This window comes from Erwinia sp. V71, assembly GCF_965644245.1.
Taxonomy (GTDB): Bacteria; Pseudomonadota; Gammaproteobacteria; order Enterobacterales; family Enterobacteriaceae; genus Erwinia.
The window spans coordinates 1-14,280 of sequence record NZ_CBFFRK010000113.1 but is presented as its reverse complement, the minus strand read 5'-3'; the positions used below and the strand labels follow the sequence as shown (position 1 = coordinate 14,280).

Below are 14,280 nucleotides of genomic sequence, written 5' to 3'. Positions count from 1 at the left end.
GCAGGATAGCTTATCGGTAGCTAACCGTCCCTCCATCCACATGACCAAGCGTTGCACTTATTATCTGAATTCGCGCCCCACCGATTAAATCGCACCTTCCTTAGGCAATCCAGGGTATCAATGACTGATATTTCTAATATCGGTTCATTTTTTGCAGCGTTAATTTATGAGCAGACATGCGGCGCAGGAAAGCGCGCCTCAATGAGGCATTAATGACGTCTGAAAACTATTTCAGCTGGCGCGGAGAAGTTGGCGCATTTTTCCATTCAGTCACTGAAACGGCTCAGTTGCTTCACATTGTTCAGCAGCAAATTGAACGGCTGGGTTTTGATTATTTTGCGCTACTTATTCAGCATCCGGTGCCTTTTACCCGGCCTGAAACCCATCTGTTCACCACCTTTCCCGCGCGCTGGTTACGCCACTATCGCCGGGAAAAGTTTATCGAGATCGACCCGGTGGTGCGCATGCGTCACTGCCCGGGGAGAATCGTGCAGTGGTGTGATGAGCTTTTCGCCGGTTGTGAACGGCTGTGGCGTGATGCAAAAGATTTTGGCCTGCGGGCGGGTTTTTCATGTTCTATAATGGCAACTAACCGTGCCATCGGCATATTGTCAGTTTCGTCGCGCATTTCGTTAAAAACTATCGGGCTTTGCCCGCTGTTTGAAATGAAACTTCAGCATCTGACGGAGCTGTATTTGCAAACCTTGTTGCGCCTTGAAGATCGCTCCATGCTGGTGCTCGATATGCTTTTTAGTGAGCGCGAGCTGGAGATTGTGAAATGGACTGCGGAGGGAAAAACCGCGGCGGAAATATCACTCATTCTGGGAATTTCCGAGCATACCGTTAATTTTCATCAGAAAAATATGCAGAAAAAGTTTAACGTCGCCAATAAAACGCAGCTGGCCTGTTACGCTGCGGCGACAGGCTTGCTTTAGAAAAACGCAACTACCAATTTTGGTAGTTACATCTCGCTAATCGGTTGTCTACCCTGCGCCGGGGTTATACCTGCTGTGCCCAGAGGCACGGTATCGACGAGGGAATGCTACAGGGGATAGTGATGAAGATAATTCAAACTCAGCTTAAGGATATGCCATCCTCCTTGTTGGCAGAATTGGGAAGTTACCGTTATAACGTTTTTGCCCGCGGTGAGGGCTGGTCGATTCCGTCACGGTTACGCACGCCGGGTCAGGAGTATGACCGTTTTGATCGTTCTGATGTGACATGGCTGATTGCCTGGAGCGCGAAGCATGGTATCAGTGGCTGCGTCCGGCTGATGCCGTGGCAGGATACCGATATTCTGGAAGGGGTGGCGGTGCCTTTTGACGCCAGCACGACCTGGGACATGTCGCGTTTTTCGGCACGTCTGGAAATTGATAAAGAGCTGCCGCTGCATATTTTATGGCATGCGTTGCAGATGGCGGAAAATGCCGGTATTCAGCACGTGGTGAGCGCCGCGACGCCGATGCTGGAAAAAATGTTTGAACAGCATCAGGTCAGTTATGAACCGCTGACGCCGGGGCTGATTCATACCGAAGATAATCTGTTCGCGGTGAAGATCCCGGTGGTGCAACCGGTGCTGGCGGATAAATATCAGGGCGCGCGGCGCTTTAGTCCGGAAGAGGTACTGCCGTCACTGGGCGTTTCAGTGAACTGGCACACGCGCGAACATTAATCAGGCCCAGCGAGTCCATAGTGTAATCAGTAACCAGGCAGCGACAATCCAGCAGAGAATGGCGCTGCCGAAGGCGTAGGGCAGGCGCATCACGCCGACGAAATACCACAGGGAAAGCAAGTAGGCAAAATAGGGCAGGATGGCCCACATGCCGAAGACGATGGTGGTGCGCAGTGCGTCAATACCGCGTTCTGTGACCACGACATAGTGGGCAATCAGCGCGAAGGTCGGGAACAGGGGAATCAGACCGGCAATATAGTAGTTGCGTGTTTTTGCCAGTAAACCGATCAACAGCACCACGGCGGCGCCAAGTATTACCTTGATAAGTAAGCCCATTGTCAGCTCAGTCAGTTGTCAGAAACGCTAAAGTGAACCAGCTGGCGGCTAAAAGCAATGGGCTTGCCATGAAAATCGTTAATTGCGATAGGCGGTTTTAATCTGCTGGATAGTGTTGCTGTAGATGCCAGCCTGTTGCTGATTTTCCAGCTGTGCGATGTATCTCTCCATATTCACAATCACTTTTCCTGCGTCTGCCTGGCCCATTCCCTTCAGCATCAGGGTAACCATGGCTTTCAGGCAGGCGACTTCGTGTGCCAGTGCCTGGGTGTCTTCAGAGGTTGAAAAGTCGTTCTGACTCATGTGTGTCTCCTGCGTGGGATTTATTTCTCACATAATCCGCGGGTTATGTGAATAAAAAGTGATGCCAGTATACCATAACCTGTGCCGGGCGAACGCAGCACTACAGCCGGAAAGTGAAATAATGTAAACACCTGGGTAATGATTATTAACACTGGCATCAATGATAACGCAGGTTATTACTTTAAGATGTTGATTGTGATAGAATTGTTTGCATTTCTTATATATTTAATACCGCACTAATTAACTATAAATGAACTGATAATTAACTCATATAAGAATTTACTTCTGTTATTGGTAATTATTTCATCATCATTTTTCGAACAATATTGATACAGTAAGTGGCGATTTATGTTCATTCCTGAACGAAAAAAGAGTAACATCAGGCGTTAAATTAGCCTGTGTATTCTTCTTTTACCTTCGACCTTTGTGGAGAGATCCTTTTGATCAGCGTTCTTCTTGTTGATGACCACGAACTGGTACGCGCAGGGATCCGTCGCATACTGGAAGATATTAAAGGCATGCGGGTAGCCGGTGAAGCCAACTGCGGCGAAGATGCCGTGAAATGGTGCCGCAATAACAATGTTGATGTGGTGCTGATGGACATGAACATGCCCGGCATCGGTGGGCTGGAAGCGACGCGCAAAATCGTGCGCTTCAGTCCGGATATCAAAATCATCATGCTCACCATCCACACCGAAAATCCGTTACCCGCCAAAGTGATGCAGGCTGGCGCGGCCGGTTATCTGAGCAAAGGCGCTGCGCCACAGGAAGTCATTAGCGCTATCCGCTCGGTGAATGCCGGTCAGCGCTATATCGCGTCCGACATTGCCCAGCAGATGGCGTTAAGCCAGATTGAGCCGCAGAAAGCGGAATCGCCGTTCAGCTGTTTGTCGGAGCGCGAATTACAGATTATGCTGATGATCACCAAAGGGCAGAAAGTCACCGAGATTTCCGAGCAGCTGAATCTCAGCCCAAAAACGGTTAACAGCTATCGTTACCGCATGTTCAGTAAACTGAATATCGGCGGTGATGTTGAGTTAACGCATTTAGCCATTCGTCATGGCATGCTTAATGCGGAGTCGTTGATTAGCAGTGAATGATGTTTTTGATGCCAAATCCTTCCTGAAGACGGTCACCAGCCAGCCGGGCGTCTATCGGATGTATGATGCAGGCGGTACGGTTATCTATGTTGGCAAAGCCAAAGATCTGAAAAAACGGCTGTCCAGTTACTTTCGCGGCAACCTGGCCAGCCGCAAAACGGAAGCGCTGGTCAGCAATATCAGCCAGATTGATGTCACTGTTACCCATACAGAAACCGAAGCGTTACTGCTGGAACACAATTACATCAAGCTTTACCAGCCGCGCTACAACGTCCTGCTGCGCGATGATAAATCCTACCCCTATATTTTCCTCAGTGCGGATGTACATCCGCGGCTGGCGATGCACCGTGGCGCCAAACATGCCAAAGGGGAGTATTTTGGCCCTTTCCCCAATGGCTATGCGGTGCGTGAAACCTTAGCGCTGTTGCAGAAAGTCTTCCCGGTGCGCCAGTGTGAAAACAGCGTCTACCGCAACCGTTCGCGTCCCTGCCTGCAGTACCAGATCGGTCGCTGCCTTGGCCCCTGCGTCAGCGGACTGGTGAGTGAAGAAGAGTACGCACAGCAGATTGAATATGTGCGCCTGTTTTTGTCGGGGAAAGACGATCAGGTACTGAATCTGCTGGTAGGACGTATGGAAAAAGCCAGCAGCGAGCTGAAGTTTGAGGAAGCGGCTCGCCTGCGTGACCAGATTCTGGCGGTGCGGCGGGTGACGGAGAAACAGTTCGTCTCCAATCAGGGGGACGATCTGGATGTGATTGGCGTCGCCTTTGATGCCGGCATGGCCTGCCTGCACGTGCTGTTTATTCGTCAGGGGAAAGTGCTGGGCAGTCGCAGCTATTTCCCGAAAGTACCGGGTGGCACCGAGCTGGCCGAAGTGGTGCAGACCTTTGTCGGGCAGTTCTACCTGCAGGGCAGTGAGGCGCGTACCTTGCCAGGCGAGATCCTGCTGGACTTCGCACTGCCGGAGCGCGAGCTGCTGGCCGATTCCCTGAGCGAACTGGCCGGGCGTAGGGTCAATATTCAGAGCAAACCCCGTGGCGACCGTGCTCGCTACCTGAAACTGGCGCGCACCAATGCCGCGACGGCGCTGGTGACGCGTCTGGCGCAGCAGTCGACGATTCATCAACGCCTGGCTGCACTGGCGGAGACGCTCGATATCCCGGAAATCAGGCGCATGGAGTGCTTCGATATCAGCCATACCATGGGCGAGCAGACTATCGCATCCTGCGTGGTGTTCGACAGCAATGGGCCGCTGCGCGCCGAATATCGTCGCTACAATATCAGCGGCATTACCCCTAGCGATGATTATGCGGCAATGAACCAGGTGCTGCGCCGTCGTTACGGTAAAGCGCTGGAAGAGGGGAAAATCCCGGATGTCATCCTGATTGATGGCGGTAAAGGACAGCTGGCACAGGCAAAAAATGTCTTTGCCGAGCTGGATGTGCCGTGGGACAAACAGCATCCGATCTTATTGGGTGTGGCAAAAGGCAGTGACCGTAAAGCCGGGCTGGAGACGCTGTTCTTTGAACCAGAAGGGGAAGGATTCTCGCTGCCGCCAGACTCGCCGGCACTGCATGTGATACAGCATATTCGTGACGACTCTCACAATCATGCAATTACAGGACATCGTAATAAACGCGCCAAAGTGAAGAACACCAGTGCGCTGGAATTGATTGAAGGGATCGGGCCGAAACGCCGCCAGCAGCTGCTTAAGTATATGGGCGGACTGCAACCGTTGATGGCCGCGACGGTGGATGAAATCGCCAAAGTGCCGGGGATTTCCCATGCGCTGGCAGAAAAAATCTACCATTCGCTCAAACACTAGCATTGAATACCGGGGTGCAATGTAGCAACATACAGGTAAATTCTACTCCGGCCAGACAGTTACCGTAGCATATGCAATTTAATATTCCGACGTGGCTTACCCTGTTTCGTGTCATCCTGATCCCATTTTTCGTGCTGGCGTTTTATCTGCCATTTCAGTGGGCGCCGCTGGCCTGCGCGCTGATTTTCATTGTCGCAGCTGTCACGGACTGGTTTGACGGTTTTCTCGCCCGCCGCTGGAAGCAGACCACGCGTTTTGGTGCGTTCCTTGATCCGGTGGCGGATAAAGTGATGGTGGCGATAGCGCTGGTGCTGATTGCCGAACATTTCCATGCCTGGTGGATCACGTTGCCGGCGGCGACCATGATTGCGCGTGAAATCATTATCTCTGCCCTGCGTGAGTGGATGGCGGAAATTGGAAAGCGCAGCAGTGTGGCGGTGTCATGGATTGGCAAAGTGAAAACGACTGCGCAGATGCTGGCGCTGTTTGCGTTACTGTGGCGCCCGGATGCGCTGGTGGAAGGCATCGGCGTGTTCGCATTGTACATTGCAGCGGTGCTGACATTCTGGTCAATGTTTCAATATTTGAGCGCAGCGCGCGGCGATTTGTTTGAACGGTGATCGATGCGACTTAAAAAGCAGCAAACGGACACGGAGTGAGGATAATTTTATTGACTCATTTCCTCAGGTCAGTAGAATGCAACGCATCGAACGGCAGCTAAGGCGCCAGAAGATAAATTAAATCAGCAGGTTCGGTAAATTCATCAGATTAACCGAAACAATAAAGCGCTGATAAATGCGGGAATAGCTCAGTTGGTAGAGCACGACCTTGCCAAGGTCGGGGTCGCGAGTTCGAGTCTCGTTTCCCGCTCCAAATCTGGTTAACAGAAGTATTCTGTTAACGGCCTGAAAAGGCAGCAAGAATTAAGGCGCGTTGGCAGAGTGGCCATGCATCGGATTGCAAATCCGCTTACCTCGGTTCGACTCCGGGACGCGCCTCCAATTTACACCTTTGCCCGGGTGGTGAAATCGGTAGACACAAGGGATTTAAAATCCCTCGGCTTATGGCTGTGCGGGTTCAAGTCCCGCCCCGGGTACCATTACAAATGGTTTGTAAGACAGTCACTTACAGCCGAAACAAGAAACCGCCGAAAGGCGGTTTTTTGCTTTTAGTATTTTTTCATAATATCACTTCATAATATTCTTCTTCGGTTCCTGCCCGCCGACCACCGGAACGACTGCAATCTTTCGGTTGTACCTGGCTGTCTGTTCGACATTTTTATGGCCAGATATGGCTTGTTTTTCGTATATGCTTCCGGACAGATCAGATATACCTTTCGCTTTCAGGTCATGAAATGTGAAATCGAAATCAATGTCAGGGAAGGTTTCCTTTGCATCCTGCTTTGCCTTCATCCAGCGACTGTTAAAGCCATCCCTTGTATATTTGGAGCCAGCTGGCTGGTGGATGACATAAATTGTACTCATACCTTTGTTTAAGGGCAGGGAAGATGCGGACTTGATTACACCTTCCAGTCTCGGACTCCATGCCTTAATTTGCGCAACACTGGTTTTGCTTTGCTTAATTAATATCCCTTCATCCATGAACTGGCTTTTTTTCATTTCAAGGACATCCGCCTGGCGGGCACAACAAAGATAAGCCAGCTCCATCGCAATTTTCACCACTGGTGGCGCTACGCTGTAAAGCGCGTCATATTCCACGTTCGTGACATAGCGGTCACGCGCAACCTCTTTAAACTGCTTAAGGAAGGTGCGATTTAATCATTCAAAGTTCTGTTCATGACTACAATGATTGCCGTTCATCTATCGTTTTCAGTGTTTTGGGCGGTTCTTTGTTCATTTACCATACGATGACAGGACGAAAAAATGGTTCCCATCGAATTAATCGCACCTTCCCTAATCAGACTCATCACAGTCCGGTCGATTCATGCTCAGGGACGACACACCCCCTGCAGTTCGCTTAACGGCTCTCACTTTCTGAAGCAAGGCACGGCATCAGCGGCAACTGACGAAAACCACTTCCCTTATCAGGTGTCATTGCCACCTGACTGAAAAAGTAAAGGAAATGCGTCGTGGCTGCTTCCAGTTAACGACCACTTTATGGACCAGGAATGCCGGCTGTAATGGTCAATCCGCAAACGTGTCTCACTACTCCGTGAGCAGAGGCGGTTGCTTTACGATTTTTTGGCTTCTATCCCTGCGGTGCAGTAAGTGATGCACTTCTCTATCCAGGCAAGAATGCCTTCCTCACGAATAATGGCACTTTCCAGCACAATGAAATCACCAAAACGGTCGCTGTCGGGGGAGGGGACGCCATCGTACTGTTCTGCCGTTTTGAGTAACTGATTCAGGCGGCGACGGTGCTGCATTTTTTGACTTTCGAGCAGTTTGATGCGGGAGGTAAGATCGATATAACTGGAGAAATACATGCGAACGCGAAAGACATCTTTAGCCGTTTTTTCAATCAGCTCATCTTTATGCAACCATTTTAACAAGTCAGCTTCACCTTTTTCGGTAATGCTGTACTGTTTTTTCTCCAGAATATCGCCGCTGATTTCAATGTCATAGGTGACCAGCCCTTCATCATGCAGGCGTTTCAGCTCGGTATAGATCTGGCTATGTTTGGCATGCCAGAACTCGGACAGTTCGTAGTTAAATTCCTTTCCAATGTCATAACCGGTCATCGGCTGTCTGTTCAGCAAACCGAGAATGGCGTATTTGAGCACACGCATAAATTTTTCCACTGCGATAAAAGTGCTTCGAGGATAGCAAACCGACGGTTTGCCAACAATAAACAGTGATGCATCCGGATATGTGCATAAATACAAACATGTAAATATTGACATGTTTGTTTGTGGGTGATTATCTTTAGCTCATCGAGAGCACGCAGGCTGTTAATTAAATGTGTTTGCGTTGTTCTAAAAAGTTAATCAACTTTATCTGAGGTGTCATCGTGAATTATGAAAGAAGGCGGTGGTTAATATTGTTAGCAAGTTGTTTTATTAATTTATGCGTCGGTTCAATGTATGCGTGGAGTGTTTTTTCTGCTCCGATGGCTGAATATCTCAGCCAGATCAATCAAACACCTTTATCAGCAGCGGATTTAGCACGTGTTTTTGTTGTCGCTAATTCTGTTGGCCCTGTCACGATGATCACCGGAGGAAAAATAAATGATACGTTTGGCCCCCGCTTTGTCATTCTGGTGGGGGGGCTGATGTTTGGCGGCGGGATCTATTTCTCGGGTTTTGCCACCCAACTGGAACACTTAATTCTGTCTTACGGCATCGTAACTGGTCTGGGACTGGGAATGGTGTACGGTGCGACGATCAGTAATTCGATTAAATTTTTCCCTGACCGCAGAGGCCTTGTTGGCGGACTCACTACCGCCTTGTTTGGCATTAGCTCGGTGATTATCCCGCCGATTGCCGCATTGATTATTAGTGAGATGGGTATTATTGCCTCGTTTAAAATAATTGGACTGGCATTTATGCTGGTGATCTGTGGTTGTGCCTTCCTTGTTGATAAATGCCCGGTGGGTTATAAACCGGCTGGCTGGCAGCCAGATGAAAAAAGACAGGCGTTCCCAGCAGTGAATAAGAACTGGCGGGAGATGCTGCAATCGCCGGTATTTTATGTCCTGATAATACTGCTTACCTGCGGTGCTGTGGCGGGCTTAATGTGTATTGCGCTGGCTTCTCCGCTGGCTCAGCATATGGTGGGTATGTCCGTTTCGTCAGCGACGATAGCGGTTTCTACCCTGGCACTGTTTAATGTGCTGGGCCGTATTTTTGCCGGTGTCATCTCAGACAAAATAGGCAGAATCAATACGCTCTCTCTTGCCTGTTTAATTTCGCTTCCCGGACTTTACGGCCTGTATATTTCGGGTCAGGGGGATGTCAGCCTGTTTTATGCCAGCATCTCGATTGTCGGGGCATGTTTTGGTGCGTTTATGGGTGTATTTCCGGGCTTTACCGCCGACCAGTTTGGTGCAAAACATAACAGCGTTAATTTCGGCATTATGTTTACCGGTTTTGCTATTGCCGGATTTGCCGGCCCATCAATCATGACTGCTGTATTTCACTCCACAGGCAGTTATCAGCATGCATTTTTAATCGGTATTGGTTTCTGCCTGACCGGTCTGCTATTGACCTGGGTGTATCGCGTGGCCAGCCGCCGTCAGCCGCAACAGATTTTAAATAATTAATCATTATCCCGAGTGTTTATATGAAAAGAAAATACCCGCATTTATCCAGCCCAATAAAAATCGGCAATGTTTATTTCAGAAACAGAATGTTTGGCGCCCCGATGGGGGGAACCGATATTACGGCTGATTGTACTATTGGCCCGGCCTCGACCGCTTTTTATGAGTATCGGGCGAAAGGTGGCGTGGCAAGTGTCACCGTCAGCGAACTGGTGGTGCATCCTGCGACAGAAGGCTCGCATATGTACCATTTAGATTTGCAAACACCCGGCTCGCTGGCCAGTTTTACCTATACCGCGGACGCCATTCGCCGCCATGGCGCGATTGCCAGTGTCGAGTTGTCGCATTCAGGGCAGTATGCGGGAACCTATTTAACGGACAAAAATAAAAAGCAGGGACTGTTTCAATGGGGGCCCAGCCAGCTCACGCGTCCTGATGGCAAAGAGGTGCATCAGCTGACCGTTGAACTGATTAAGGAGATTGTCGACGCGTACGGTGAAAAAGCCGCGCTGGCGAAAAAAGCCGGATTTGAGATGGTGATGGTGCATGGTGGTCATGGCTGGCTGATTAACCAGTTCCTGTCGCCTTATTTTAATCATCGTACTGACCAGTATGGCGGTTCGCTTGAAAACCGCGTGCGTTTCGCGCAGGAGGTGCTGGACAGCATTCGTCAGGCGGTGGGGCCCGGTTTCCCGATTGAATTCAGGATGAGTGGCTCCGAATTGTTTGAGGGTGGCTACGATCTTGCAGAAGGGATTAATATCGCGCAGCAGCTGGAAAGCCGTATCGATCTGCTCCATGTTTCCGCCGGTACTTACCAGCGCGGATTTGGTGTCACGCATCCCTCGATGTTTTTACCGCACGGCAGCAATGTCTGGCTGGCGGAAGCGATTAAGAAGCATGTCTCGGTCCCGGTTGCGACCATTGGTGGTCTGAACGACCCGCAAATGATGGAGGAGATTATTGCCTCGGGAAAAGCGGATATTGTCGAGATGGCGCGAGCCTTACTGGCCGATCCTGAATTGCCCAAAAAAGTCGTGATCAATAATGATGCCAGTATTATCCGCTGCCTGCGCTGCTACACCTGTATGGCCGAACGGGCGCAAACCGCCACGCGCCGCTGTACCGTGAATCCGATAATTGGTCGTGAGCTGGATGGTATGGAAATCCTTCCCGCCCGTAAGAAGAAAAAAGTGCTGGTAGTGGGGGGCGGCCCGGCAGGGCTGCAGGCCGCATTAACCGCGGCACGTCGTGGACATGACGTCATTCTCTGCGACAAAAATGACGAGGTGGGTGGCATTCTTATTGGCGAGCAGGCGATACCCTTTAAATATGAGATGTACCAGCTGGGTGTCAGTCTGGGCGTTTTGTGTGCAGAAGCGGGGGTGGATATTCGTCTGAACACGCGGGTCGACCGTGCCTTTGCTGATATCATCGCGCCGGATGTGATTATTATTGCCGCCGGTTCGGAGCCGCTTCGTCCGCCAATCCCCGGGCTGGACAGCCAGCAGGTGGTATTGATTAATGACTATCACCACCATAAACAGGACATCAGTGATGATGTGGTGGTTTTAGGTGGCGGACTGGCGGGGTGTGAAGTGGCAATACACCTTTCCCGTGAGCATAAGAAGGTGAAATTAGTGGAAATGAATGGCGAATTGTCTCCTGATGCGAACGTACGCCATCGGCCATTATTATTAGCTGAGATTGAAAAATCAGGTATCGAGGTGTTCCTGAACCACAAAGCCACGGCAGTGAGTCATGCTGGCGTAATGTGCGAAGATCGGCAGGGGAAAAGTCATCTTGTCGCGGGCAGCAGCGTGATATGCGCGCTGGGTCAGCGCTCAAGACGCGATATTGTCGAAGAACTTTGGGATTGCGCACCTTTAGTGTCACAGGTGGGTGACTGTGTGAAAGTCTCGACGATTACCACTGCGGTATATCAGGGGCATCATGCCGCGCTGGATATCTGACCTGCGCTGAACGGCCGGGTGTGCTTGTGGGCCACCCGGCTGTCCCCTGAGAACGGTTACGTCAGGGTAAAAGCGGTAACATCATCGCTTTATGCTGTTTTAGTCCGAATCAGATAATCAAACGAACTCAGTGACGCTTTCGCGCCTTCGCCCGTGGCGATAATAATCTGTTTGTACGGCACCGTGGTGCAGTCGCCAGCCGCAAAAACGCCTTTCACGGTGGTTTCGCATTTGGCATCGATGATGATCTCACCCATGCGGTTGCGCTCAATTGCGCCTTCCAGCCAGGTGGTGTTTGGCAGCAGACCAATCTGGACAAAAATCCCCGCCAGTTCGACGTTGTGCACGTCGCCGCTAATGCGGTCGCGATACTCCAGGCCGACGACTTTGCTGCCATCGCCTTTCACTTCAGTAGTCTGCGCGTTCAGCACGATATTCACGTTGCCCAGACTGCGCACTTTATCCTGCAATACCTGATCCGCTTTCATTTCTGGTGCGAATTCCAGCAGCGTCACGTGCTCGACGATACCCGCGAGGTCAATCGCCGCTTCCACGCCAGAGTTACCGCCGCCAATCACCGCCACACGTTTCCCTTTAAACAACGGGCCGTCGCAGTGCGGGCAGTAGGTGACACCTTTGGTGCGATACTGGTCTTCACCCGGAACGTTCATGTTGCGCCATTTTGCACCCGTAGCAATGATGATGCTGCGTGCTTTCAGCACCGCGCCGGACGCGGTTTCAATCTGGTGTAAACCACCTTCCTGCGCCGCCGGAATCAGCTTGCTGGCGCTCTGGCTGTCAATCACATCGACTTCGTAATCACTGACATGCGCTTTCAGCGCGCCCGCCAGCTTCTGACCTTCGGTTTTCGGCACGGAGATGTAGTTTTCAATGTCCACGGTGTCGAGCACCTGGCCGCCGAAACGCTCACCCATCAGGCCGGTGCGAATCCCTTTACGGGCCGAGTAGACTGCCGCCGCTGCGCCCGCCGGACCAGAGCCGACAATCAGTACATCGTAAGCCTCGCGTGTGTTCAGTTCTTCCGCCGCACGTTTTTCCGCGCCGGTATCCACTTTGGCGACGATTTCGCTCAGCGTCATGCGACCCTGACCAAACTCTTTGCCGTTCATATATACCGCCGGAACGCCCATCACATTACGGTCAGTAATCTCATGCTGGAACGTACCACCGTCAATCGCGGTATGTTTAATGCGCGGATTTAGCACGGACATCAGGTTCAGTGCCTGCACCACATCCGGGCAGTTATGGCAGGAGAGCGAGTAATAGGTTTCGAATTCAAAATCGCCGTCGAGTTCGCGGATCTGTTCCAGCAATGTCTGGGCTTCTTTCGACGGATGACCACCGGTCCACAGCAGCGCCAGCACCAGAGACGTAAACTCATGTCCCAGCGGAGAACCGGCAAAACGCGGACCCTGTGCTGAACCGGGGTTGGTAATCAGGAACGAAGGCTTGCGTACCGCCAGGCTGTTATCTTCTCTGAAGGTCACCTGGGGTGATAATTCTGCAAGTTCCGCGAGCAGTTCTCTGATTTCGATTGATTTGTTGCTGTCATCCAGCGTGGCAACCAGCTCAACCGGTTTGGTTAGTTTTTCAAGGTAGGCTTTGAGCTGGGTTTTCATGTTGGTATCGAGCATGTTTACTCTCCTGGTAAAAAAACATCATCATGCAAGCTGCCTCGCTGGGGCCGCCTGAATGCAACTTGAATCATGGTGTTGGAATCAAATGGGCGCACCTGCGCCCATTTCACCCTTGTTCGGGGTTGCCCGGAGGCCCGGGCAGATGCGGTTTAGATCTTACCGACCAGATCTAAGGAAGGAGACAGCGTGGATTCGCCTTCTTTCCATTTCGCCGGGCACACTTCGCCTGGGTGAGAAGCCACGTACTGTGCCGCTTTCACTTTACGCAGCAGGTCAGACGCGTCACGGCCGATACCTTCAGCAGTCACTTCAATCGCCTGGATGATGCCCTGTGGGTCAACGATAAAGGTGCCACGATCAGCCAGACCTTCGTCTTCGCGCATGTTTTCGAAGTTACGGGTCAGGGCGCCAGTCGGGTCACCGATCATCGCGTATTTGATTTTGGCGATGGTTTCAGAGCTGCTGTGCCATGCTTTGTGGGTAAAGTGGGTATCGGTAGAAACGGAGTAAACGTCCACGCCCAGTTTCTGCAGTTCGTCGTAGTGATCGGCAACGTCACCCAGTTCGGTCGGGCACACGAAGGTGAAATCTGCCGGATAGAAGAAGAAGACGCTCCAGCGACCTTCGGTATCTTTTTCTGTGACTTCGACGAATTCGCCGTTTTTGAACGCCTGGTTTTTGAATGGTTTAATTTTGGTATTAATCAGGGACATCTGTACTTCCTCCGTGTTTTCGATGGAGGCTAAGGTAACTAACTTCTCCTGGCCGGGCTAATGCGTTTGCTGTATCAAATCAATCAGTAATACCTAACAACGGAGAGAAGACGGGTTATAGGCTGACTCGTGCCAGCAGAAAGTGAGGGCAGTCAGTGATGACGGGGTAGCGGTGATACCGCAGATTTGCACCTTGTTTACCGTCTTTCACCGGCACTGATTTGCTGCGCTATGCGCACAAAATGCGTCACCAGCGTCTGATTGCGTCCTGCCCGCCAGGCGATGTTCAGCTCTGCACACGGAATATCGGTGCCGATGATGTGCCGGTAAACCACGTTATGATTATTGTTGATGGCCACGGAAAGAGGCAGAAAGGCCAGTCCCATCCCGGCACCGACCAGGCTGAGGAAGGTGCGATTTAATCGGTGGGGTTCAGTGGAGTCCTTAGCTGTATTAGCCTTACCTTAGCTGAGCTGTATTAT

The 14,280-nt window shown here is 51.2% G+C and carries 12 protein-coding genes, 3 tRNA genes and 2 pseudogenes; 10 read left to right on the top strand and 7 right to left on the bottom strand.

Translation table 11 applies throughout. From position 1 onward, the window contains the following. Nucleotides 1–212 precede the first annotated feature (212 nt). Nucleotides 213–935 (top strand): transcriptional regulator SdiA, encoded by a 723-nt coding sequence (gene sdiA / locus ACSZO1_RS18075; protein ID WP_437615085.1) that lies wholly within the window; start codon nt 213–215, stop codon nt 933–935. A gap of 122 nt (nt 936–1,057) precedes the next feature. Next, entirely contained in the window at nt 1,058–1,672 is a 615-nt protein-coding gene (locus tag ACSZO1_RS18070; protein WP_437615084.1) for an acyl-homoserine-lactone synthase, read from the top strand. On the opposite strand, the gene ACSZO1_RS18065 is transcribed toward ACSZO1_RS18070, so the two are convergent. Together ACSZO1_RS18065 and ACSZO1_RS18060 are read right to left on the bottom strand one after the other, a co-directional pair. Continuing rightward, nucleotides 1,673–2,008: a GlpM family protein gene (locus ACSZO1_RS18065; protein WP_437615082.1), complete on the bottom strand. Its 336-nt coding sequence runs from the start codon at nt 2,006–2,008 to the stop codon at nt 1,673–1,675. Nucleotides 2,009–2,086: 78 nt separating this feature from the next. Next, nucleotides 2,087–2,311 carry a DUF2594 family protein gene (locus ACSZO1_RS18060; RefSeq protein WP_437615081.1) on the bottom strand — a complete coding sequence of 75 codons (225 nt, stop codon included), beginning with the start codon at nt 2,309–2,311 and terminating at the stop codon, nt 2,087–2,089. Nucleotides 2,312–2,751: 440 nt separating this feature from the next. Here ACSZO1_RS18060 and uvrY point away from each other — a divergent pair, with 440 nt between their 5' ends. The 6 genes from uvrY to ACSZO1_RS18030 all read left to right on the top strand — a co-directional run bounded on the left by uvrY (nt 2,752) and on the right by ACSZO1_RS18030 (nt 6,335). Further along, a complete protein-coding gene (uvrY, locus tag ACSZO1_RS18055; protein ID WP_437615079.1) occupies nt 2,752–3,411 on the top strand; it encodes a UvrY/SirA/GacA family response regulator transcription factor in 660 nt (219 codons plus the stop codon). After that, on the top strand, nt 3,404–5,236 hold the full coding sequence (uvrC, locus tag ACSZO1_RS18050; protein WP_437615077.1) for an excinuclease ABC subunit UvrC: 1,833 nt from the start codon (nt 3,404–3,406) through the stop codon (nt 5,234–5,236). Before uvrY ends, uvrC begins: the two co-directional genes overlap by 8 nt. A gap of 71 nt (nt 5,237–5,307) precedes the next feature. Further along, nucleotides 5,308–5,856 carry a CDP-diacylglycerol--glycerol-3-phosphate 3-phosphatidyltransferase gene (pgsA, locus tag ACSZO1_RS18045; protein ID WP_437615074.1) on the top strand — a complete coding sequence of 183 codons (549 nt, stop codon included), beginning with the start codon at nt 5,308–5,310 and terminating at the stop codon, nt 5,854–5,856. 177 nt (nt 5,857–6,033) lie between these two features. Next, nucleotides 6,034–6,109: transfer RNA gene (locus ACSZO1_RS18040), tRNA-Gly, on the top strand. A 54-nt stretch (nt 6,110–6,163) separates the two neighbouring features. Next, nucleotides 6,164–6,237: transfer RNA gene (locus tag ACSZO1_RS18035), tRNA-Cys, on the top strand. Between the two features lie 12 nt (nt 6,238–6,249). Beyond that, nucleotides 6,250–6,335: transfer RNA gene (locus tag ACSZO1_RS18030), tRNA-Leu, on the top strand. Nucleotides 6,336–6,423: 88 nt separating this feature from the next. On the opposite strand, the pseudogene ACSZO1_RS18025 reads toward ACSZO1_RS18030, so the two are convergent. Both ACSZO1_RS18025 and ACSZO1_RS18020 read right to left on the bottom strand, forming a co-directional pair. Continuing rightward, nucleotides 6,424–6,999 (bottom strand): annotated as a pseudogene (locus tag ACSZO1_RS18025) (tyrosine-type recombinase/integrase); the annotation flags it as partial. A gap of 428 nt (nt 7,000–7,427) precedes the next feature. Further along, the gene (locus ACSZO1_RS18020) at nt 7,428–7,997 is read right to left on the bottom strand and encodes a PadR family transcriptional regulator (protein WP_437615072.1); all 570 of its coding nucleotides are present in this window, start codon (nt 7,995–7,997) and stop codon (nt 7,428–7,430) included. A 209-nt stretch (nt 7,998–8,206) separates the two neighbouring features. Here ACSZO1_RS18020 and ACSZO1_RS18015 point away from each other — a divergent pair, with 209 nt between their 5' ends. Beyond that, nucleotides 8,207–9,457, top strand: coding sequence for an L-lactate MFS transporter (locus ACSZO1_RS18015; protein WP_437615071.1), 1,251 nt, complete (start codon nt 8,207–8,209; stop codon nt 9,455–9,457). 20 nt (nt 9,458–9,477) lie between these two features. Beyond that, nucleotides 9,478–11,427 (top strand): FAD-dependent oxidoreductase, encoded by a 1,950-nt coding sequence (locus ACSZO1_RS18010; protein WP_437615069.1) that lies wholly within the window; start codon nt 9,478–9,480, stop codon nt 11,425–11,427. 89 nt (nt 11,428–11,516) lie between these two features. On the opposite strand, the gene ahpF is transcribed toward ACSZO1_RS18010, so the two are convergent. From ahpF to ACSZO1_RS17995, 3 genes and pseudogenes are all read right to left on the bottom strand, one after another. Beyond that, a complete protein-coding gene (gene ahpF, locus ACSZO1_RS18005; protein WP_437615067.1) occupies nt 11,517–13,082 on the bottom strand; it encodes an alkyl hydroperoxide reductase subunit F in 1,566 nt (521 codons plus the stop codon). A 152-nt stretch (nt 13,083–13,234) separates the two neighbouring features. Further along, on the bottom strand, nt 13,235–13,798 hold the full coding sequence (ahpC, locus tag ACSZO1_RS18000; protein WP_437615065.1) for an alkyl hydroperoxide reductase subunit C: 564 nt from the start codon (nt 13,796–13,798) through the stop codon (nt 13,235–13,237). A gap of 197 nt (nt 13,799–13,995) precedes the next feature. After that, nucleotides 13,996–14,202 (bottom strand): annotated as a pseudogene (locus ACSZO1_RS17995) (LysR substrate-binding domain-containing protein); the annotation flags it as partial. Between the last annotated feature and the right edge of the window lie 78 nt (nt 14,203–14,280).